The organism is Collinsella aerofaciens (genome assembly GCF_901212495.1).
In the GTDB taxonomy this organism is placed as follows: domain Bacteria; phylum Actinomycetota; class Coriobacteriia; order Coriobacteriales; family Coriobacteriaceae; genus Collinsella; species Collinsella aerofaciens_H.
In genome coordinates this window covers 1-21,826 of the sequence record NZ_CAAKNY010000086.1, presented here as the reverse complement: position 1 = coordinate 21,826, position 21,826 = coordinate 1, and the positions used below count along the sequence as shown (strand labels likewise).

Sequence of the window (21,826 nt, the reverse complement as noted above, 5' to 3'; positions counted from 1 at the left end):
ACCAAAAAGCTAGTCTCGCGACCGCTTTCCACCCGCGCGGCTACATTCCCGCCCAATCGATAATAATCTCCTCACGAAGCCGCCGTTCGAGCTCCTGCTGCCGCGGCGTCTTGTCTTTCAGCGGCACATCGAGATAGGACATGATGAGCTCCATCACCACGCGGAAGGCATCGGGGTCGGCCAGCTGACCATGGGTCATCAGAACGACGGGATATCCCATCGCTTGCAGCGCCGTCGTTCGGTCGGAGTCCGAGATCTTGGATTCTATGGATCCGTGAATGGCTTTACCCTGGCATTCAACAAGGCACTCTCGGCTGCCGTCCTTATTTGCCAGCAGAATATCGGCATAGCGCCTATCGAGCTCCGAAATCAGGCGGGCACTGCGCGTCATGCGAATTTCGACGTTATTGGTGAGGCGCAGCCCTTCGCCGCCGCGCAGCCTCGAAAGGCCAAACAACATCGAAGCTTGAACCTCAAGCGGTGATGCCACAACCCCCGTAATGCACTTCGCGGCACGTGTGAACGATTTAGCGCCGCGGAGCCCCCGGATCTTATCGACGTACTCTGTAAGCTCAGAGAGCTCGATCAAGGGCGGTCGTTTCCACAAGTCCGTTGGATTCCCCGAGACATCCTTTACGTTATCCCAGCCCAACCGTGCGTCACCCCACCGGCCCCCATATGCCTGCTCAAGTGCCAACTTTACTTGAGGCGCAATCTTGCATACGGCAAAGGTGCCGCACATCTCATACATACACATGATTAGACGCTCGTTTGAGACCGAGGAAGACAGGGTCAGCAGGGTAAAGAGCGGGGACGCGACATCAAGGCCAAACTCCGTCTGCCGCACGGAGCCAAACGGCCTTTCCCCGTTCCAAACATGCCTGACAATGCGATCGCCTTTACGTCCGCAGCTGCCCTGCGCCAAAACGTGTATCGGGGTGCCCAGAAAATGCGCAACGAGCGGATGCTCACAAAGGCGTTTCCTGCGCGGATCGTCCGCATAATCGGGCAGGTCTGGCATTATTGCCAAGACCTGTGGAGGTATGCGGTGATACCGAAAGGCAGATATGTCGCACAGCATGTCGTCCATGAAAGGTACGTACCCACCGCGTCGTTTGTAAACCCGCCTGGACGGCAAACGCGCCGGCTCGGCCTGCGAACGGTAAATACTGCTGCGCGCACGCCGCGGATCTCTCAGGAGGCTTACAATTGGTTTGGAAAGCAGACTGATTGTCAGGTTGTATATGGTTGATGAGGACTTTGCCTGGCGGCTTGCGCAGGAGCTTGTGCGGATTGACAGCTCAGACCCGGGCGCGTATGAGGGCGAGATCGAGCACTTCATTAAGGGGCTCATTGAGCAGCAGCTGGCGCAGCTTGATAGTCCTGTGCTCGATGCCGTACAGATTGCAGAGCTCGAAGTACTCCCCGGACGCCGCAACCTTATGGTCACCGTGCCCGGTTTGAGCGACGAGCCACGGCTCGTCTACATCTGCCACATGGATACCGTCACCTTGGGTGACGGCTGGGACGCAGGCATTCCGCCGCTCGGGGCGGTTGTGCGTGACGGTAAACTCCATGGCCGCGGTGCCTGTGATATGAAGGGTGGCCTGGCCTGCGCCATTGCCGCACTGGTCAATACGCTCGAGCGCGTGGCGGCGGATGGCGCGCTGCCCCGCCGCGGCTTTTCGCTCATCTGCTCGGTCGATGAGGAAGACTTTATTCGCGGCTCCGAGGCCGCGATTGCCGCCGGTTGGGTCGGCTCGCGCGAATGGGTGCTGGATACCGAGCCCACCGACGGACAGATTCAGGTGGCACACAAAGGTCGCACGTGGTTCGAGATCGAGATGGCCGGCGTCACGGCGCACGCGAGCCAGCCCTGGAAGGGCGCGGATGCCGTCGCCGCCATGGCCGAGGTCGTCTGCGCACTGCGCCATGCGTTCGCGGCGCTGCCCGTGCATGATGAGCTGGGGCCATCGACCATCACGTTTGGTCAGATTGAGGGTGGCTACCGTCCCTATGTCGTGCCCGACCACGCCAAGGTCTGGGTCGACATGCGCCTGGCCCCGCCGACTGATACGGCCGCCGCGACGCGCATGGTAGAGCAGGTCATCGCCGGCGCCGAGGCCGCGGTCCCCAGCTGCCATGGCAGCTATACCGTGACAGGCGACCGCCCCGCCATCGAGCGCGACCCAGGTGCTCCGCTTCTAGCCGCGCTCAAGCGTGCCGCCGATGACGTGACGGACGCGGACACGACCGTCGGCTTCTTTACCGGCTACACCGACACCGCCGTCATTGCCGGCAAGACAGGCAACCGCAACTGCATGAGCTATGGCCCAGGCTCGCTCGCGCTCGCCCACAGGCCCAACGAATATGTGCCCCATGCCGATATCGTTCGCTGCCAAAACGTGCTCGTCGCGCTCGCCGACAACACACTCTGGGGCGCAGATGGCCAAGTTGGGGCATAATAAGCCGCGAACAAACCGACTCGCGCGTTAGGACCGCCCATGAAAGCACTTCCGTTTCCCTGCATCCGCCCAGCTCAGGATCGCGTGCTCGAGGCGCTGCCGCAGATGGGCGGTATTCTGAGAGGTAACGACGCCCTGCGCGGCGCCATCGCCGACGGCCTGATGCTCAAAGATCCAGGCGCGGCGTATTACGTGTACGAATGCTCGGGCGAGCCGGGGCGCGTGACAGGCGTTGTGGCGATTTGCCCGATGAGTGTACTTGCGAGCGGCAAGGGCGATACCAGCGCTGACGTGGCCGCCGCTGCGCACACGATCGCCGAGCTCAAGGTGCAGCCGCGCCCCGTGTCGCTCGCCTACGAGGCCTCGCCCGTCATGGATATCATCCTGGGCGCCGCCAAAGAGGGCGCTTCGCTCTATGCCGTCACCGACCCCGCCGGCATTACGCACCGTGTGTGGGAGGTCAAGCGCGAGGACGCCGTTGCCGCCATCCGCGCCATGCTCGACCAGGCACCGGAGCCGGCACTGGCCGACGACCCCGCCTACGCCGCCGCTCTGACCGGGGCGTCGCGGCTGCTGGCCGATAAGGCCCGTGCCACCGGAACGTACACCGGCAAGGAGCCGTTCAACTTTACCGTGGCCGCACTCTTCCCTGCCGCGCAGGTCGCAGGCGCCGAGCCGCAGGTCCCGACGGGCTTGCTCACCCACCAGATCGCACGGTTCTAACGCTATCCGCGCTGCGGGCCCGCTGCCGCCACGAGTGGCTCAAGCCCCAGCTCGCGCGCGTAGTCTTCCTGCGTAAAGATCTCAACCAGTTCAAACGTATCGGTCACATCGTCAAACGCAAAATGCAGCACCGAACAGTTGCCCGGCACGCGCTCGCGCTCGTCGGCCGCCGCGCCCCTCACGTGGTCCAAAAACTCCTTAATGGAAGAGGCATGGCTCACCGCGAGGACGCACGAGTGGTCCGGGCGTCGCATAAGATCGGTCAGCGTCGCCACCATGCGCTCGCGCACCTGCATCTGCCCCTCGCCGCCAAACTGGCGGTAGAAATCGCGCCACGGGCGCTCGGGCATAAGCATCACGCGCTCGGCCTCAAAGTCGCCAAAGAACCACTCGCGCAGGCCGTCCAGACGCTCGTAGGCAAGGCCCGGCCACAAGTTGGCGATAGTCTGCTCGGTGCGATGCAGCGTTGAGGTGTAGGCGTGGTCGGGCTCAATGCCGCGCGCACGCAAGAACATGCCGGCGCGTGCCGCCTGGTCGCAGCCCAGCTGCGTGAGCGGCGAGTCGCTCCAGCCCTGAATAATGCGTTTGAGGTTAAATATCGTCTGTCCATGACGGACCAGATACAGGTCTTTATTCATAGGGGGTCCTTTCGTTTGTTACCAACCCAAGAGCGAAAACGCCCCGTCGCGATAGCCAAAATGAAGCACGGTGCCGTTGTCGGGTTGCTCTCCCCCGCCAGTCACGCATCTAAGAAACTCCTGGCAGGCTGAGCCGTGGGAGACGGCCAGCACGCAGTCGTGCCGGGACCGGGCCATGATGCGGGACAGCACCGCGACCATACGCGCGCGAAGCTCACTTTCCGACTCGCCACCAAAGGCAACCGGATAATCGCCCCAAGGTTGTGCCGGCATCTCGCGGTTTGATGTGCCCTCCAATGAACCCAAATGCCACTCGCGTAGGTCATCGACCAGCTCTATGGAACAGCCCTCGCCAACGATCAGCTCGGCCGTACACCGCGCCCGGCCCAACGGGGAGGAATACACATGGTCAAAGGTCACGCCGCGGTCCCCGAACGCCGCACGCGTCGCCAGCGCCTGTTCGCGTCCGCGCGCCGTAAGTGGCGAATCATGCCAGCCCTGCAAAATGTTCTGCATATTGAGCTCGGTCTGCCCATGCCGCACCAAATACAGATCGGCCACACGCCCTCCCCTCGCACCACCACAAGGGGGATAGGCACCTTCGTGGTGGTTTTGCCGCCGGATCGCGCCGCAACGACGCGCAACTACAGCAGCACGTCGGCAAGCGGACGCTTGGGCACGTGATGCGTCTGCGCCTCATCGCGCCAGTAATTGATAGAACCATCCGGGTTGGAGTCGATCGCGTCGATCACCTGTGTCTCGGCTGGCACGCCAAAAGCCATGATCAGTTTGAGCTCGTATCTGTCGTTATCGAGCCCCATGGCGTCAATTGCGCGGGGCGTAAAGGCCTTGAACATGCATGCCGCCACCTCGGGCGTGGCGCTGCGAGCGGCGAGCATCATCGTCTGGGCGGCAATGCCGGTGTCGACCTCGGTGATGGGCGCGGCGGGCTTACCCGGAACAGCGCGCTCGGCAAGAATCGCGATGTAGCCGGTCGGCCGCTCGCCCTCGGCAGGGCCCGGCCAGTCCTTGAGCGCACCGGCCCACGCGAGCTCATCAAATACGTGCGCGCAGCCCTCGGAACCGCTCACCACATGAAAGCGCAGGCGTTGAGCATTGGCGCCACAGGGAGCCAGGTGCGCCAGCTCCGCCAGCTCGAGCAAAAACTCACGCGGCACGCGCATGGACTCGTCAAAGCGACGGCACGTACGGGCGCGGCGGGCCAACGCATCAAACGTATCCAAGCCAAGCTTATCGCAACCCTGCTTTGCCATCGACTCAACGCTTAACGGCGCCATGGGAACTGTTTCGTTCATAGGGACCCCCAATTTCAGGCAATTGTTCTTAGGAGAATCTAACCTAAAACGTAGGCAATTACGCTCAACAGCATAATGTTCCACAGCTGTTGAATACTCCTCGCCAAAGCGGGGACAAAAGTAACGATTCGGGAAGATGGGGCGGCAATTCGCCCTCCTCGTCCCACGTGCCGCGCCCTTGGGCGATACTGGTTGCAAGAGCCACGGCTTACGCCGCACGGGAAGGAGACATCATGGGCATCTTTAAGAACGATGACAAGCAATCGAGCGCGTTTGGATTTGACGAGAACAGCATGGCAGGCAAGGCTGTCAAGGCCGTGCGCTGGATTTACGCCATCACGGGCGTCCTGGCGCTCGTCGCCGGCATCGCACTGCTGTTTGCGCCCGCCAAGTCCCTCGTCTTCCTAACGACCGTCTTGGGCTTCTACTTTGTGGTCACGGCCGCGATCAGGCTGTTTACCGCTGTTTTCGAGCCGCTGCTGCCCACCGGTTGGCGCATTACGAGCATCATCACTAACCTGCTCATTATTCTGGGTGGCGTGGTGATCCTGCGCAACCAGGCCTTCTCGACCGCGACGCTCACCACGCTTGTAGTGGTCGTCGCCGGCTTTGGCTGGATCGTCGAGGGCGTCATGTCGATTCTGGAATCCGAGCTTTCCGCCAACCGCGCCCTCGCCATCCTGAGCGGCGCACTCTCCATCATCGCGGGCATGTTCGTGTTTATCTATCCGCTGTGGTCGGCCACGATGCTCGTCCTCTTTAGCGGTGCCGCGCTGCTGGTGTTTGGCGTGACGCTGATTATTCGCGCCATTCAATTTGGCAAACTGGTGCGCTAGATGCCAAAGACGCTTTTTATTGATGCCGACGCCTGTCCGGTCACGCGCGAGTCGATCGACTGCGCGCGGAGGGCGGGCGTCGCCGTCGTTATCGCCGGCAACAGCACGCAGAACCTGGAACGCCACATTCGCCGCGACGATCCGCGCGACGCCGAGCATGCACGTCGGGGCTTTTGGGTCACGACGCTCGATGTGAGCGTGGGAGCCGATAGCGCCGACTTTGCCATTATCGAGCGCCTGCAGGCTGGCGACGTGGTCGTGACGCAGGACATAGGCCTGGCGAGCATGGTGCTCGGACGCGATGCCGCCGCCATCGGCGTGCGCGGGCGCATCTACGATAAGGCGACCATCGACATGCAACTGTTCATTCGCCACGAGGAAAAGAAGGTGCGCCGCGCCGGCGGTCGCACCCGCGGTCCGGCAGCCTTCACCAGCGAGGACCGTGCCCGCTTTAAACGCAACCTCACCGAACTGTTACGCTAAACAAGGTAGATTTTTGGGACATGCCTAAAAATCTACCTCTTTGTTTTATCGCGCACTCAACGCCCAGGTCATGACTGTAGATTTAAGACATGTCCCAAGAATCTACCTAGAAGCCACAGGCGGAGAGAACGAGTCCCCAGCCGGCGCCGATGACGTACATCATGGCCAGAAACAGGGCGTTTTCGCGGGCACTGCGGTTGGTGCGGAACAGCACCAGGTAGCCCACGCCGGCGGAAATGAGGGTGCCGGCGAGCATCGGCGCCAGCTGCAGCGCACCTTCGAGGTACAGCTGCGTAATAACGACGCTGGCAGAGCAGTTGGGGATCAGACCGACAATCGCCGAGCCCAGGACGGCGAGCGTCTCATTGCCGCGCAGGAACTGCTCGATCGTGGACTCGCCAAAGGTCTCGAGGACGGCGACCAGGATCAGCGTCACCAGGAAAATGAATACCGATACTTGCACGGTGTGCGAGATCGCGCTGCGGATGATCGACAGGAGGGGCGCACCCTCGTGGGAGTGACCGTGCTCATGGCCGCAAGCACAGCCACGCTCGTGAGCATAATCGCCCTCGTGGCCGTGCCCATGCCCGTGCTCGTCTTCATCCTCGTCACAGCCGCAATGATCGCGCTCGCACAGCTCATGGATGTGATCGGCACTTACGCCCGCCTCGGCAACTTCGTCAATGATGTCGCCCCCGGTATGGTCGTCGTGCGCGCAGTTCACATGAGCTGAATTGGCAGCGGTCCCCAGCACGGTACGGCGAATCGCTGCATGCGCGCGGACGTTGCGGCGCAACCCGCGAACGGCGGCGTCCACGATAAAGCCCGTGACCAGCGCGATCAGCGCCTTCGAAGCCAAAAGCATCGCCATGGTCTGCACGGGAACCTGCTCGGCAAGCAACAGCGGCAGCATCTCGTCTGAGGTCGAGAGGAAAACCGCGACCAGCGTGCCCAGCGTCACGACGCGGCCGGCGTACAGCGTCGCCGCCATGGCCGAAAACCCGCACTGTGGCACCATGCCCAACAACGAACCGACAACCGGACCCGCGGCGCCGGCGCGCTTGATAGCGCCGTTGACGCGGTCGCCCGCAACATGCTCAAGTGTCTCGAGGGCAAGATACGTCACCAACAAAAACGGCACCAGCGACAGCGTGTCCTTGCCGGCGTCGAGCAGAATATCAATCAGTAAATCCATGACAGATGGAACCTTTCGTGTCTTTCGGCAGCATTGTAAAAGTCCTAGCGGTCAACTAGGGTATTGTAGTTGTCCCGGGCGCGGTGCCAATAGTTGCCCATGGTAAACTATCATCTCGCCACAACTCAGTACGCCCGAGCCGCGCGACGCGGCCCGTCAAAGGAGCAGCATATGAATGTTTCGCAAGCACTCGAATACGAGCGTCAGCCGTTTATCCCCATGTTTATCTACGGCGACCACGGCGCCATGGAGTCCGAGCGCCAGAAGGGCGAGGAGGCCCTCAAGGTGCTCGAGACCGAGTACTTTACCGCCGAGGGCGACCCAGGCTTCGACTTTGCCACTGTGCGCGACCTGGCCGACCGCAACCGCGACCTGTGTGACCAGATTGGCGAGGCGCGCCTGCGCAACGTGACGCCCGCGACGCTCTCGCGCGGCCTGTCCGACGCCGACACCTGCGCGGCCATCGGTAAGATGCAAAAGCGTACCGCCGCGTCCGTTATGCGCGAGATCCGCGGTGACCGCGACGCACTCGGCGTGGCCTATGCCCGCAAGCCCATCCAAGGCACGGTGCTGGGCATCGACATCGAGACCACCGGTCGCGCGCCCGAACGCGGCTACATCATCAACGTGGGCTGGGAGATCATGGATCTCACCAGCGACGCCGTGCCGCATGACGCCGAGGCACACTACTGCGGCCTGCCCGACATCTACCGCGGCGAGGATGTGCCGCTATCGAACATCCATCACATTACCTGGGACGACATCGACGGCAAAAAGCCGTTCCGCGAGAACAAGGAGCTGCAGAAGCAGCTGCTCAAGCTCATGAAGAAGTATCCCTATATGGCACATAATGCCGCCTTCGAGGACAGCTGGTTCAAAATTCATCTGGACGGTTACGCCGAGGCACGCCGCGCAGGCAAGATCATCGTCATCGACTCGCGCCAAATCTGCCGCAGCCTGGACGCCGATGTGCGCTCGCTCCCCCGCGAGTCCGCGCCCGCTGCGCTCGAGAACTGGGCGCGCCGCCGTGGCACCCTCGCCGCCGACGCCAACGAGCAGCACCTGGGCCTCGACGACACCGACCTCATGCTCCGCACCGTCCAGGCCGAGTTCAACCTCAAGAACCTGTTTGCGAAATAACCGATCCATCTGCGGGAGCGCATGTCAGGTACAGCGCAATCCGTCTGGGCGCATCGGCACGCAGTAAACTAGGGCGCAGCCTTATGGCTGCGCCCTAGTTTTCATCAAAACGAGCGAATAAGCGTGCTTCACACAGCCGACTGGTTGGCCCACCTACATTTTTCGAGTTGTTCGGCCAGCTGAACCACTAGTCAAGGCCCCTTGAACCGCAATCGAGCGCTGTAGTCGCCTTACTTTCGCAACAAAGCCTCATTAATCTACCTGAATCAATTCGAATAGGACGTTTGCGATCGCACCATTCGCATAGGATAAGGCCGAATAACTCAAATTATGTTGGTGAGGCATCTGGGCGGTCGGCAAAAACGCCTAGAAGCTACGAATTCGCAACTAAAGTTCACCAAAAAAAGGCGCACCTGGCAGAAACCTCCCCAGCCGAAGCTGCTCCGTCGATACGACTGCTCAAAAGCCCACCGTTCGCAGAAGATAAGCCGCGCCCCAATACCGTTGCCCGAAGTTTCGAGCGTATGTGGCGTCCACTATGCCATCATGCGCGTATGGGAATCGTTCTGTCACATACCACGGCACGCGCTGTATACCAAACAGCCAACTCGCTCGCAAGCTACGCGATCGATCCCATACCTATGGAAAAGATCAGAGGGTCTGCGCCGACCACGTCCGACCTAGAAGCAGCGCGAGCATGGCTCAACAGAAAGAATGTCGATTCTGAAAGCATCCATGTGCTGACGTTTTCCAATAATGCCAAAAGGCACCGCAAGGGCTGCATCTGCCACTGCACGCGCTATACGTTTGATGCAGAAAGCTACCTAAAACTCGAGCCGAACGTCTACATCGTCGATATCAAGCTGTGTGCGTTAGAAGCAACAGCCGACCTCAACCTTTCGGAGCTCGTTGAGTATTACTTTGAAATCTGCGGCTCCTACGCGCTTGAAACGTCCGATGACACTCAATATCGCGAGCGCCCAGCCCTAACCAGCGTTGAAGAGCTCAGAGCCTTCTTTTCAGAGGCATCGGGGTATCGCGGATCCAATAAAGCCCTTAAGGCACTTTCTTATGTACGAGAAGGCTGTCGCTCCCCACTCGAAACGGCGTTTGTCATGATGCTGACAATGCCCAAGTCAATGGGTGGCTTAGCCATACGCGCTATCAAAACGGATTATCCGATCCCAGTCCCCAAAAGATACGCCGCCCTAACGCGACGGACGGTTTTCTACCTCGACGCGCTGCTCGAAAATTCGATGACCGATATCGAATACAACGGCTTTTACCACGACGAGCCCGAGCAGCAATCAATTGACGAGGAGCGCCGAAACACGCTGCGAAACATGGGATATGCCGTTATCACAGTTAGTCGCCATTCGTTTTTCAAGCAGTCCGCTTTTAGACGGGTCATGGAAGCGATTCGCATTCGCGAGAAGATCTGGCCCGGTCGGCTACCGGATGACTTCGCCATCCTGCAAGAAACTCTTCGTCAATTTGTCTTGCGGCGCTACTTCGAATACGGTCGCCGCGTCCTGGAGGCACTCAAAGAAGAAGAGGCCACCAAGTGCGAAATTGCAAGCCAATATCCGCAAGCCGATGACCCGAGCATCAACGATGTGCCCGAACCCGACGACATGCAACACGTCGGGGCCCTTGCTGAGGAAATCAATGGGCCTTGGGAATGCGACATGTCCGCAAAAATCGATGAAAACCGCACGGAAGACGACACGATTATAGATTTAATTGAGAATTCGCTCTTCTAAAGATGGTCTATGCGGATGTCCACCTGCATTTTTCGACTTATTCGGCCACCAATGTGCCTGATTGGCTGCAGCAATGCTCAATATAACTATAGATAAAACTGATTCTGCAGGAACTCCCGTAGAGAAAGAACTGATTCTCACGGTATTTAACAAGATAAAGTACAAATATGAACAGTTCTAATGCTTCTCGAGGCAGCTTTCTTAGCATGTTGGCCGAACATCTCGAAATATGTTGGCGAGCATGACGTCGATGCATCCCAACCCACAGAGAGTCGCAGAGGCGGCAAGCAGTCATCGAAATTATCGCCAATTGTATTGACATATGAACATGCGCTCATATAATCGGAAGCAAGTTATATGAGCGCATGTTCATATGAAAGGATATTGCAATGAGCATCCGCGTCGATGAAACAAAACCCGACATCGAGGCCACCGAGCCCGTGGTCCCCACCACCTGCTCGCCCGAGGACCTTCCCGACGAGGAACTTCTCTACGACCTCGCCGACCTGTTCAAGGTCTTCAGCGACACCACGCGCATCAAGATTCTCTATGCCCTCATGGGCCGCGAGCTCTGCGTGGCCGACATCGCCGAGGCGACCGCAACCTCGCAGTCGGCAGTATCGCACCAGCTGCGCACGCTTAAGCAGTCGCACCTGGTCAAGTTCCGCCGAGACGGCCGCAACATCCTCTACTCACTTGCCGACGATCACGTCTACACCATGCTCAACCAGGGCATGAGCCATATCTGCGAATAGCAACCAACCACGGTATCAACGCGGCCGGCACCCAGGTCGCCAACACAGGGAAAGGAACCCACCATGAAAAAGCAGTTTAAGCTCGACGAGATCGACTGCGCCAACTGTGCGCGCGAGCTTCAGGACGAGCTGGCCAAACTCGAGGGCGTCAAATCCGTGTCCGTCAACTATATGACCCAGAAGTTGACGCTCGAGGCCGATGACGCCGAGTTCGACGAGGTACTCAACCGCGTTGTAGAGTTTACGGCCGACGCCGAGCCGGACTGCGAGATCATTCTCTAGCCCAGGTTTACGCCAACCTGCAAGGCCGCGCTTGCCGCGGCCTTTGCTCGCGAAATTATATGAGCGAGTGTTCATACATTCAAATGGGAGGATACGAGTCATGGCCACCGCCGACCCCAAGAAGAAAAAGAAGAAGCGCAAGAAAAAAGAGTCACTCGAGCATAAGCGCAACCGCATCCTGGTAGCGCTGGGCATTTTTGCCGTGGTGTACGCCCTCGATGAGCTCGGCACCCTCGCCGCCGTATTCGGCACCACGGGCGACATCTACGCCAGCTTTGTACTGTTCCTCGTGCCGTTTTTGATTGCGGGCTACGACGTGCTGCAAAAAGCATTCAGTAACATCCGCCGCGGCAAGGCCTTCGACGAGAGCTTCCTCATGGCCGTCGCGACTATCGGCGCGTTTACCATGGTGCTCTTCCCCGATACCGACCCGCACATGGCCGAAGGCGCCGCCGTCATGCTGTTCTACCAGGTCGGCGAGCTGTTCCAGGCATACGCCGTGGGCAAGAGCCGCAAGTCGATCAGTGCCATGATGGACATCGCGCCCGACTACGCTAACGTCGAGCAAGCCGACGGCACACTCGAACAGGTCTTTCCCGATGACATCGCCGTCGGCACCGTGATCGTGGTCAAGCCCGGCGAGCGCGTGCCTATCGACGGCGTCATCGTCGAGGGCGAAACCCAGCTCGATACCGCCGCGCTCACGGGCGAGTCAGTCCCCCGCCCCGCCAAGTCCGGCGACGATATCATCAGCGGCTGCATCAACATGACGGGCCTCATCCACGTGCGCACCACCAGGCCGTTTGGCGAGTCCACCGTCGCGCGCGTCCTGGAGCTCGTGGAGAATGCCAGCGAGAAGAAGGCGCATACCGAGAACTTCATCACGCGCTTTGCCCGCGTCTACACGCCCGCCGTCACCGGAGCGGCCGCGGTGCTCGCGCTTGGCGGCGGCCTGATCACCGGCGCCTGGTCCGACTGGATTCTGCGCGGTCTGACCTTCCTGGTCGTCAGCTGCCCGTGCGCGCTCGTGATCAGCGTGCCGCTGAGCTTCTTTGGCGGCATCGGCGGCGCGTCCAAGCTGGGCGTTCTCATCAAGGGTTCTAACTACCTCGAGACGCTCGCCGACGTTGACACCGTCGTCTTTGACAAGACGGGCACCCTCACCAACGGCACGTTCTCGGTGGTCGCGGTGCACCCCGAGGCTGGCTATACCGAGCAGTCGCTGCTCGAGGTCGCAGCCCTTGCGGAGTCGTTCTCCGATCACCCCATCGCGCAGTCCGTGCGTGTCTCCTACCAGGGCGAGGTCGACCCCAAGCGCGTAAGCGACTCCGCCAACGATGCGGGCCACGGCGTGACGGCAACCATCGACGGCAAGCACGTCGTCGTTGGCAACGCAAAGATGCTCGTCGCGGCCGGAGTCGAAGCGCCCGACTGCGAGGTCGTCGGAACGATTCTGCATGTGCTCGTTGACGGCGTGTACGCCGGCCACATCGTGATTGCAGACACCGTTAAGGCCGATGCCGAGCAGACGATCCGCGACCTGCACGCCGCCGGCGTCAAGCGCACCGTTATGCTCACGGGCGACCGCGAGGAAGTGGCTGCTGCAGTGGCCAAGCAGCTCGGCCTCGACGAGTTCCATGCGCAACTGCTGCCGGGCGATAAGGTCGAGCGTGTTGAAGCGCTGCTCGCGGCCGAAAGCGGCAAGGGCAAGCTCGCCTTTGTCGGCGACGGCATCAACGATGCGCCCGTGCTCACCCGTGCCGATGTGGGCATTGCCATGGGCGCCATGGGGTCCGACGCCGCGATCGAGGCCGCCGACATCGTGCTCATGGATGACAAGCCGTCCAACATCGCCCGCGCTATTCGCGTGGCACGCAAGACCATGTCGATTGTTTGGCAGAACATCATCTTTGCGCTGGGTATTAAGCTGCTGATTTTGGTGCTTGCGGCGCTCGGTATCGCCAACATGTGGCTTGCCGTGTTCGGCGACGTAGGCGTGGCAATCATCGCCATCCTGAACGCCATGCGCGCGATGGGGGTCAAGAACCTGTAGCGTTCGTGGGCTGTCCGGCCGGCACCGGGCTTGGTTTTGAAAACGTCCTCGACCAATGAAGTGTCCCCGTTCTGCTCCTTCGGAGCTACGAACGGGGACACTTCTGGTCTGCGGAATGTTTTCAAAACCAAGCCCGGTGCCGGCCTGCGGTAACGTTGCTGGTGGTTCTTGGGCATCGCTTGCTGGCGGGGTTCCTTGTCTGAATTGGACTTAGTTGATGGGGTTACTGGTCCCGATCGCTGTCCCGGTCCAACATCGCCCTCAACTTCTCGAAGCTTTCCTCGCTCAGGCAGTGCTCCATGTGGCAGCCCTCTTGCGACGCGACACCCGCCGAAACACCGGCGTCCTCGAGCAACTGCACAAAAAAGCAGTGGCGCTCCCACATTTGACGGGCAACTTCAAGACCGCGTTCCGTCAGATGCACATCGCGTTTGCCCATCTCCACGTAGCCGCTGCTCTCCAAGGCCGCCATGGCTTTAGAGACGCTCGCCTTGGTCACGCCCAGGTATTCGGCAACGTCAATCGAGCGCACCGTGCCTTGGCGCTGCGACAGAACGTAGATCGATTCGAGATAGTCTTCTCCGGATTCACGCAGGGCCATGGGCCGCCTTTCGCAATGGCTTCTAGTTAGCCTTTGGATACTTTTGCTTGATTTACTTTACCGCAAAAGTTGCCCATGTCTTACTACGTTGTCTAAAAAGTTAACCGCGTTTCACAAAATGTGCAGCACAGGAGCGGGGCGGTGACACGCTCGCAAGGAGTGTCCCCAAGTGCCGAGCCGCAGCTATAGCAGGCCAAAGTGCTTGGCGGCGTTGTAGATGCCGTCGTCGTCTACGGCGGTCGTAACGTAGGTCGCTGCGGTCTTCACGGTCTCCTGCGCGTTGCCCATGGCCACACTTGTGCCCACGGCCGAGAACATCGACAGGTCGTTCTCGCCGTCGCCAAAGGCAATCGCTTCGCTCGCGTCGACACCCAGCCGCTCGAGCGTCGCCGCCACGCCCAGGTCCTTGCCGCCGTTGACCGGAATAATATCGCAGAACAGATCACACCAACGCGTGGTGAGCGAATGCGACACGACATCAGTCACGATATGCTCGTCGGCCGGATCCACAAAGGCGCAGAACTGGTAGACCGGCGCATCGAAGGCGTGATCAAACGGCTCCTCGTGGTAGACGATTCCCGCGTTGCTGCCGGCCGTCACCACGCGCTCGGAAAGGCGGTTCACAAACGAGTTCTCGCCCTGCATGCACAGCGAGTCATAGCGCCCCTGCGCCACCTGGTCCACAATTACCGCAACGTCGTCCGGATCAATCGGGCAGCTACGGTAGACGCCCCCGGCATCAAAGCAGTGCTGGCCCGAAAGCGTAATGTACGCATCCCAGCCCAGGTCGAACAGCCAATCGGGCATCTGGTAGGTCGGACGGCCCGTGGCGATCACGCATGCGATTCCCTGCTCGTGAAAGCTGTCGAGTACCTGCTGCGCCGACGCCGGAATCCGGTGGGTCTTAAAGCTCAGCAGCGTGCCGTCGATATCGAAAAACGCGACCCTGATCATCCTCGTCTACTCCTCGCCCTCGAGCTTTTCGCTCGCCTCGAGCCACGCCATCTCCAGCTCGTCCATGGCGGTGTGGGCCTCGTCGATCTTTGTCTGCTGCTCGCCCAGTGCCGTGTAGTTGGTGGGATCGACCTGAGCCATCGCGGCCTCGGCCTCCTCCACGCGGGCACGCTGCGTCTCCATCTTGCGCTCGAGCGAGCTCACCTCGCGACGGAGCTTCTGGCGTTCGGCGTTGGAAAGACCGTTGGGCTGCCCGCTCGTCTTGGGCTTTTCAGCCGCAACCGCTGCAGCGCCGGTGTCGAACGTGCCGGTCTTGGCGCTCGGCGCGCCCACGGGCTCGCCCTCGGCCGTGGCGTTGCACAGGCGCAGGTACTGGTCGACGCCGCCGGGCATATGCGTCAGATGACCGTCAAGCAGCGCCCACTGCTGGTCGGTCACGCGCTCCATCAAAAAGCGGTCGTGCGTCACCAGGATCAGCGTGCCCGGCCAGCCGTCGAGCAGGTCCTCGACAATCGCCAACATGTCGGTATCCAGGTCGTTGCCCGGCTCGTCCAGGATAAGCACGTTAGGCTCGTCCAGGATCGTCAGCAGCAGCGACAGGCGACGGCGCTGCCCACCCGAAAGGTCGCCGATGCGGCTCCAGAGCTGCTGCGTCGTAAAGCCCAGGCGCTCGCAAAGCTTCTCGGGCGAGGTCTCCTTGCCGTCGATGACGTAATACTTCTTATAGTTGCTCAGCACCTCGCGGATCGTGTCGCCCATGTAGGGCTCGAGCTCTTCGAGCTGCTGCGATAGCAAGCCAAAACGCACTGTTTGGCCGATCTTCACGCGGCCACGCAGGGGCTCAATCTTGCCCCTGATCACATCGAGCAGCGTCGACTTGCCGGCGCCGTTCTCGCCCAAAAGACCATAGCGGTCGCCCGCACCAATGAGCCAGGTCACATCAGTCAGCACCTGCTTGGGCACGCCGCCGGCATCCGCATAGCCGGCGTCAACGTCGATCACGTCGATGACCTGCTTGCCCAGGCGGCTCACGGCGAGGCGCTTGAGCTCCAGCTCGTCGCGCACGGGCGGCACGTCGGCGATCAGCTCGCGGGCGGCATCCACGCGAAACTTGGGCTTGGTGGAACGAGCCTGGGCGCCACGGCTCAGCCACGCGAGCTCCTTGCGCGCCATGTTGCGACGGCGCTCCTCGGTAACGGCGACCATGCGGTCGCGCTCCACACGCTGCAGGATGTATGCCGAGTAGCCGCCCTCGAAGGGATCGACCTGGCCGTCGTGGACCTCCCACATGCTGGTGCAGACCTCGTCCAAGAACCAGCGATCGTGCGTGACCACGAGCATCGCGCCCTGACCGCGCTGCCAACGGGCCTTTAAGTGACGCGCGAGCCAGTTGATGGTGCGCATGTCCAGGTGGTTGGTGGGCTCGTCGAGCATGAGCACGTCGTAGTCGCCAATCAGCAGGCGCGCGAGGTCCACGCGGCGGCGCTGGCCACCCGAAAGCTCGCTCACCTTGCCCTCCCAGGGCACATCGCTCATGAGGCCGGCCAGAATCTGGCGCGTGCGGGGGCTCGAGGCCCACTCGTACTCGGGCGTGTCGCCCACAACGGCATGATGCACGGTATCGGTGTCGACAAGCTGGTCTTTTTGACCGAGCAATCCGATCGTGGTGCCGCGGCGATGCGTCACGCGGCCGTCGTCGGGCTCCAGCGTGCCCGCGAGCACGCTCAGCAGCGTCGACTTGCCGTCGCCGTTTTTACCGACGATGCCAATACGGTCGCCCTCGGCCACACCGAGCGTTACGCTGTCGAAAATATGCTTGGTGGGAAACTCTAGGCTGACGGAATCGCATCCCAAAAGAATCGCCATATGCCCTGCTCCTTCGTAGAAATTCAACGTTGTCCATGATAGCAGCGAGCCCCACCCGAAAACCTACTAAAAAGGGACAGGTTTATTTTGGCAGGTTTTATCTGGTCAAACGCCGGAACACCCAAGTGCGTACTATGGTAAAACGTTAAACCTGCCAAAATAAACCTGTCCCTTTTTGGCAGGTCGACGGCCGCACACGACGCAAAAAGGCGGGCCATCTCCCGCAAGAGATGACCCGCCTCTCCAATCAGTCCCGTGGCGACCGTGGCCGCCGCGGGCCTCAAGCATGTCCCGGACTAGGAGAACATGCCGGTGAGGTAATCATTCAGCCGCTGATCCTTGGGCCGTTGGAAAATCTCGTCAGTCTCGTCGTACTCGACCATATCGCCCATGTAGAAGAACGCCGTGCGGTTGGACACGCGCGACGCCTGTTCCATGTTGTGCGTCACGATGACGATGGCGCGCTCAGCCACAATCGACGACATAAGATCCTCGATCGCCAGCGTCGAGATGGGGTCGAGCGCCGAGCAGGGCTCGTCGAACAGAATCACGTCGGGATTGAGCGCCAGCGTGCGCGCGATGCACAGGCGCTGCTGCTGACCGCCTGAAAGCGCATAGGCGCTCTTGTCGAGCTTGTCCTTGACCTCGTCCCACAGCGCCGCGCCGCGCAGACTCTCCTCGACCATGCGGTCGAGCTCGTCATGGTCGGTGATGCCGTGGCGCTTAGGCGCAAACGTGATGTTGTCGCGAATGGACTTGCGGAACGGATTAGGCTGCTGGAATACCATGCCAATGGAACGGCGCAGCTCGTACGTGTTCTCGGTCTTGGTGTTCACGTTGCGCCCGCGGTAGTTGATCTCACCCTCCACGCGGCAACCGCGAATCTCGCGATTCATCAGGTTGAGGCTACGCAAGAAGGTCGACTTGCCGCAGCCCGAAGGCCCGATGAGCGCCGTGATCTCACCTTTGTGGAAGTCGAGCGACGTATTGTGCAGCGCATGGTGGTCGCCATAGTACACGTTGACGTCCTTGGTGGAGATCACGACCTCGTCGCTCACGGCCTTGCCGCTCACGCGAACGCGCTTTTCGCTCTCCCCCACACTCGACAGAAAGTCCTGGGTCTCGGACGTGGCCGCCTCGGTTGCGGGCGTTGCATTCATCTCGCTCATTCGGCCGTCATCTTCCTTGCCAGTTGCTTGCCCACGATGCGGGCAATTACGTTAAACAGCAGCACGCAGACCATCAGCAGTGCGGCGGTGCCCCAAACGATCTGCTGGGCCTCGGGGCTGCCCTCGCCGTAAATCTTGTAGATATGCACGGCGAGCGACTCACCGGGGCGAAACACGTTCCAGGCGCAAGTGGGGCTCGACAGGTTAAAGCTCAAGAAATTCAGGCGAACTGGCGAGCTCATGCCCGAGGTAAAGAGCAATGCTGCGGCCTCGCCAAAGACACGGCCGGCCGAAAGCACGATGCCGGTCACGATGGCGGGCATGGCCTCGGGAATCAAGATGTGCAGCGTTGCCTCCCAGCGGGTGAGGCCCATGGCCAGGCACGCATCGCGCTGGGCCTGCGGCACGTCCTCGAGCGCCTGCTGAATCACGCGCACCAAGATGGGGATGTTGAACATGGTGAGCGCGACGGCGCCGGAGATGATGGAGTACTTCCAGCCCAGCTGCACCGAGAACACCAGAAAGCCGAACATGCCGACGACGATGGAAGGCAGCGAAGACAGCGTCTCGATGGCGGTGGAGGCAATGTCGCGGACGGGTCCGTCGGGTGCGTACTCAACCAGGAAGACTGCGCCGCCCAGGCTGATGGGCACCGAGATGACCAGGGTGATCAGCAGCAGGTAGAACGAATCGAACAGTTGATAGAGCACGCCACCCTGGGTGCCGTTGGCGCGCGACGGCTCCGTGAGGAAGCCCGGCTTAAACAGTGTCGAGATGCCCTCGAACAGGATATAGGCCACCATGGAGACGACGATGAGCATGACGATGGCAACGATCGCCGTCAGCACGCCCGTGGCGATGCGGTCCTGCTTTTGGACACGCCCGAGTCTCGCCTCGTCGATGTGGATGCGCGTGCTAGCCACGAGCCTTCGCCCCCTTGCGGCCAATGAGATGGATGATCAGGATGAAGATGAGGCTCATGCCCATCAGTAGCAGACCGAGTGCCCACAGGACGTCGTCCTGGGCCGAGCCCTCGGCATAGACCGCCATGGACGTGGTGAGCGTGGTGGTGATGGTGGACGCCGGCGACAGTAGCGACGTCGGCATGGCCTCGATACCGCCGATGACCATGCGCACGGCGAGCGTCTCGCCAAAGGCGCGGGTCATGCCAAGGATAACTGCGGTCATGAGCGACGGCATGGCGGACTTGAGCACCACGTGCCAGATGGTCTGCCAGCGAGTGTAGCCCAGCGCGAGCGAACCCTGACGGTAGCTATCGGGCACGGCGCGCAGGCCGTCGACAGAAAGCGTGGTCATCGTCGGCAGGATCATAACGGCCAGCACGATGGCGCCGGGCAGGATGCCCAGGCCCGTGCTCACGTGGAAAACGCTCTTCATAAGGCCGACGACCACATGGAAACCGATCAGGCCAAAGACGACCGAGGGAATACCGGTCAAAAGCTCAATAAGCGGCTGAAAGATCTTGGAACCAAATTTGGGTTGGATCTCGACCGCAAAGATGGCAGAGCCGATGGCGATGGGCAGCGCGATGAGCGTGGAGAGCACCATGACCGAAAACGAGGTGATGATCAGGGGCAGGGCACCGGTATAAGGCAGGCCGTTATCAGCCGTGTTGGCCAGGTCCCACTTGGTGCCGGTAAAAAACTCGACGACCGAGACGCCGTCCTTGACAAAAGCCGAGAGGCCCTTTTGGGCGACCATAAAGATGAGCGCGGCAACGACAAGCGTCACGAGCGCGACGCACGCGCCCGTGACGCCCAGGCCCACGTTCTCAAGGTCGCGCTTTGGCAGCTGTTTTGCCATTGCAAACCTTTCCGGGGGCGATTACTTATTTAGCGGAGACCTTGCCGCTGGCGTCCTTGACGACCTTCATGGCAGAGACGGGGATGAAGCCCTGCTCCTCGACGAGCTTGCCCTGGACGTCGTCGGAGAGCATGAACTTCAGGAAGGCCTTGGTAGCCTCATCGGCGTCCTTAGAGCAGTACATGTGCTCGGTAGCCCAAATCTTGAAGGAGTTGTCGGTGACGTTCTTGCTCTTGGGCTCGACGCCCTCGACCTTGACGGCGTTGAACTTGGAGTCATCGAAGTGCGAGAAGTCGAGGTAGGAGATGGCGTTGTCGGTGCTGGCGATCTGAGTCTGGACGTCGCCGGACTTATCGAGCTCGGCGTCGCCCTTAAAGTCGACGGCCTCGTCGCCAAAGACGGCAGCCTCGAAGGTGGCGCGGGTGCCGGAGCCAGCCTTGCGGTTGAGGACGACGATGGTGGCGTCGTCGCCGCCGACCTCCTTCCAGTTGGTGATCTGGCCGGAGAAGATGCCCTTGAGCTGTTCGAGGGACAGGTCGTCGACCTTGACGTTCTTGGAGACGACGGGGCCCATGCCCACGACGGCGACCTCGTGGTCGACGAGGTTCTTGACCTGATCGGCCTCGAGCTTGCTCTCGGCGAAGACGTCGGAGTTACCGATGGTGACGGTGCCGGCGGCGACAGCGGTCAGGCCCTTGCCCGAACCGTTGCCCGAACCGGAGATGGAGACGTCGGGGTTGGCATCCATGAACTTCTCGGCAGCGGCCTCGACGAGAGCCTGGAACGAGGAGGCACCGTCGTAGGTCACCTCGCCGGAGACGGACTTGGCAGCAGCGGCGCTACCCTTGTCGGCGGCGTCGGATGCGCCGGAGCCGCCGCAACCAACGAGACCGAGGCCGACGATGCTGGCAAGACCACCAGCGAGGCCGAGGAACTGACGACGAGAATAAGCCTGATCGAGCATGATCTTCCTTTCATACATGCGACTCGCGGGCGCCCTGCCCGCTTTGCTGTTAGGAAAGATACGGCCCCGATCGGGCAGCGCCCGCGCCAACTGCGGTTTCTTACGGGTATTTGATAGACCCTTACCGCAAGCTCTACCCAGCCTTTACAAACGGATAACAATCCAGCGCCGAACATGGCGCACCTTTTACACCAGAGGAAAGTAGTCATTGGGGACGCTCTTAAACGACTAGTCGTTGGGTGTTCCTATAGTTTTGTCAACCGTCGGGGCTACTCCCGGTAGGGCACCCGGTCGCGCATCACGGCGTATATCGCCCTGAGCCGCTTCCTAGCGACGGCCTTGAGCGCCCGCCCGTGCCCCATGCCCCGCGCCCTGCAGGCCCGGTAGTACTCGCCGTAGCGCCCCGAGGACCTCACCAGGCTGTTGCACGAGAAGATCAGCAGGGACTTGAGCCTCGCGTCGCCGCGCCTGGACGCCCTGACCGACCTCACCGACGTGCCGGAGCTCCTCACCCTCGGGGCTATGCCGCAGTACGAGGCCAGGTGGTCGTGGTCCGGGAACCTCCCGATGTCGACCGACACCGCGAGCTGCGCCGCGGTCCTCGGGCCGATGCCGGGCACGGTGAGCAGGCACGCGTAGGTCTCGTCGCCCTCGAGCAGCGCCGCCGTCTCGGCCTCGAGGGCCCCGGCCTCGTCGAGGGCCTCCGATATCCGGGCGGCCAGGAACCTGACCTGCCTGTTCTCGGCCTCGACGAGCGCCGGCGGGGGCGCGGTGGAGGCGGCCGCGGCCTCCCCGGCGG

Annotated in this window: 22 protein-coding genes; 9 read left to right on the top strand and 13 right to left on the bottom strand. The window is 61.2% G+C overall.

The window, feature by feature from the left end; all coding sequences use genetic code 11:
• Positions 1–40: 40 nt before the first annotated feature.
• Positions 41–1,090: a hypothetical protein gene (locus SFLMC1_RS10850; RefSeq protein ID WP_152073688.1), complete on the bottom strand. Its 1,050-nt coding sequence runs from the start codon at positions 1,088–1,090 to the stop codon at positions 41–43.
• Between the two features lie 154 nt (positions 1,091–1,244).
• Here SFLMC1_RS10850 and SFLMC1_RS10845 point away from each other — a divergent pair, with 154 nt between their 5' ends.
• Together SFLMC1_RS10845 and SFLMC1_RS10840 are read left to right on the top strand one after the other, a co-directional pair.
• Entirely contained in the window at positions 1,245–2,465 is a 1,221-nt protein-coding gene (locus SFLMC1_RS10845; protein ID WP_152073687.1) for a M20 family metallopeptidase, read from the top strand.
• 39 nt (positions 2,466–2,504) lie between these two features.
• The gene (locus tag SFLMC1_RS10840; RefSeq protein ID WP_152073686.1) at positions 2,505–3,188 is read left to right on the top strand and encodes a DUF1015 family protein; all 684 of its coding nucleotides are present in this window, start codon (positions 2,505–2,507) and stop codon (positions 3,186–3,188) included.
• Positions 3,189–3,190: 2 nt separating this feature from the next.
• Here the strand turns inward: SFLMC1_RS10840 and SFLMC1_RS10835 are convergent, their stop codons facing one another.
• The 3 genes from SFLMC1_RS10835 to SFLMC1_RS10825 all read right to left on the bottom strand — a co-directional run bounded on the left by SFLMC1_RS10835 (position 3,191) and on the right by SFLMC1_RS10825 (position 5,142).
• Positions 3,191–3,826 carry a histidine phosphatase family protein gene (locus SFLMC1_RS10835; RefSeq protein WP_152073685.1) on the bottom strand — a complete coding sequence of 212 codons (636 nt, stop codon included), beginning with the start codon at positions 3,824–3,826 and terminating at the stop codon, positions 3,191–3,193.
• A gap of 18 nt (positions 3,827–3,844) precedes the next feature.
• Positions 3,845–4,387: a histidine phosphatase family protein gene (locus SFLMC1_RS10830; protein ID WP_152073684.1), complete on the bottom strand. Its 543-nt coding sequence runs from the start codon at positions 4,385–4,387 to the stop codon at positions 3,845–3,847.
• Between the two features lie 83 nt (positions 4,388–4,470).
• A complete protein-coding gene (locus SFLMC1_RS10825; RefSeq protein WP_152073683.1) occupies positions 4,471–5,142 on the bottom strand; it encodes a nitroreductase family protein in 672 nt (223 codons plus the stop codon).
• 233 nt (positions 5,143–5,375) lie between these two features.
• On the opposite strand from SFLMC1_RS10825, the gene SFLMC1_RS10820 reads away from it, so the two are divergent.
• Positions 5,376–5,978 carry an HdeD family acid-resistance protein gene (locus tag SFLMC1_RS10820; protein WP_152073682.1) on the top strand — a complete coding sequence of 201 codons (603 nt, stop codon included), beginning with the start codon at positions 5,376–5,378 and terminating at the stop codon, positions 5,976–5,978.
• Positions 5,979–6,461, top strand: a complete 483-nt coding sequence (locus SFLMC1_RS10815; RefSeq protein WP_152073681.1) for a DUF188 domain-containing protein — start codon at positions 5,979–5,981, stop codon at positions 6,459–6,461.
• A gap of 106 nt (positions 6,462–6,567) precedes the next feature.
• Here SFLMC1_RS10815 and SFLMC1_RS10810 read toward each other — a convergent pair whose 3' ends face one another.
• The gene (locus tag SFLMC1_RS10810; protein WP_152073680.1) at positions 6,568–7,656 is read right to left on the bottom strand and encodes a putative manganese transporter; all 1,089 of its coding nucleotides are present in this window, start codon (positions 7,654–7,656) and stop codon (positions 6,568–6,570) included.
• A 171-nt stretch (positions 7,657–7,827) separates the two neighbouring features.
• Between SFLMC1_RS10810 and SFLMC1_RS10805 the strand changes: the two genes are divergently transcribed.
• The 5 genes from SFLMC1_RS10805 (at position 7,828) to SFLMC1_RS10785 (ending at position 13,649) form a co-directional block, all read left to right on the top strand.
• Complete coding sequence (locus SFLMC1_RS10805) at positions 7,828–8,796, top strand: 3'-5' exonuclease (protein WP_152073679.1); 969 nt, start codon at positions 7,828–7,830, stop codon at positions 8,794–8,796.
• A 641-nt stretch (positions 8,797–9,437) separates the two neighbouring features.
• On the top strand, positions 9,438–10,559 hold the full coding sequence (locus SFLMC1_RS10800) for a hypothetical protein (RefSeq protein WP_152073678.1): 1,122 nt from the start codon (positions 9,438–9,440) through the stop codon (positions 10,557–10,559).
• Positions 10,560–10,948: 389 nt separating this feature from the next.
• Complete coding sequence (locus tag SFLMC1_RS10795; RefSeq protein WP_152073677.1) at positions 10,949–11,314, top strand: ArsR/SmtB family transcription factor; 366 nt, start codon at positions 10,949–10,951, stop codon at positions 11,312–11,314.
• A gap of 63 nt (positions 11,315–11,377) precedes the next feature.
• Positions 11,378–11,596 carry a cation transporter gene (locus SFLMC1_RS10790; protein WP_152073676.1) on the top strand — a complete coding sequence of 73 codons (219 nt, stop codon included), beginning with the start codon at positions 11,378–11,380 and terminating at the stop codon, positions 11,594–11,596.
• A gap of 100 nt (positions 11,597–11,696) precedes the next feature.
• A complete protein-coding gene (locus SFLMC1_RS10785) occupies positions 11,697–13,649 on the top strand; it encodes a heavy metal translocating P-type ATPase (protein WP_187323964.1) in 1,953 nt (650 codons plus the stop codon).
• 223 nt (positions 13,650–13,872) lie between these two features.
• On the opposite strand, the gene SFLMC1_RS10780 is transcribed toward SFLMC1_RS10785, so the two are convergent.
• From SFLMC1_RS10780 to SFLMC1_RS10745, 8 genes are all read right to left on the bottom strand, one after another.
• A complete protein-coding gene (locus SFLMC1_RS10780; RefSeq protein WP_152073675.1) occupies positions 13,873–14,250 on the bottom strand; it encodes a metal-dependent transcriptional regulator in 378 nt (125 codons plus the stop codon).
• Between the two features lie 183 nt (positions 14,251–14,433).
• The gene (locus tag SFLMC1_RS10775; protein ID WP_152073674.1) at positions 14,434–15,204 is read right to left on the bottom strand and encodes a Cof-type HAD-IIB family hydrolase; all 771 of its coding nucleotides are present in this window, start codon (positions 15,202–15,204) and stop codon (positions 14,434–14,436) included.
• Between the two features lie 6 nt (positions 15,205–15,210).
• Entirely contained in the window at positions 15,211–17,070 is a 1,860-nt protein-coding gene (locus SFLMC1_RS10770) for an ABC-F family ATP-binding cassette domain-containing protein (RefSeq protein ID WP_152073673.1), read from the bottom strand.
• Positions 17,071–17,366: 296 nt separating this feature from the next.
• The gene (gene pstB / locus SFLMC1_RS10765; RefSeq protein WP_187323963.1) at positions 17,367–18,239 is read right to left on the bottom strand and encodes a phosphate ABC transporter ATP-binding protein PstB; all 873 of its coding nucleotides are present in this window, start codon (positions 18,237–18,239) and stop codon (positions 17,367–17,369) included.
• Positions 18,236–19,162, bottom strand: coding sequence for a phosphate ABC transporter permease PstA (gene pstA / locus SFLMC1_RS10760; RefSeq protein ID WP_187323962.1), 927 nt, complete (start codon positions 19,160–19,162; stop codon positions 18,236–18,238). The genes pstB and pstA overlap by 4 nt, the downstream gene beginning before the upstream one ends.
• Entirely contained in the window at positions 19,155–20,063 is a 909-nt protein-coding gene (gene pstC, locus SFLMC1_RS10755; RefSeq protein ID WP_152073671.1) for a phosphate ABC transporter permease subunit PstC, read from the bottom strand. Before pstC ends, pstA begins: the two co-directional genes overlap by 8 nt.
• Positions 20,064–20,088: 25 nt before the next feature.
• Complete coding sequence (locus tag SFLMC1_RS10750; protein WP_152073670.1) at positions 20,089–21,027, bottom strand: phosphate ABC transporter substrate-binding protein; 939 nt, start codon at positions 21,025–21,027, stop codon at positions 20,089–20,091.
• 269 nt (positions 21,028–21,296) lie between these two features.
• Positions 21,297–21,826 (bottom strand): transposase (locus tag SFLMC1_RS10745; RefSeq protein ID WP_154063944.1); only part of this gene is annotated, 530 nt, incomplete at its 5' end.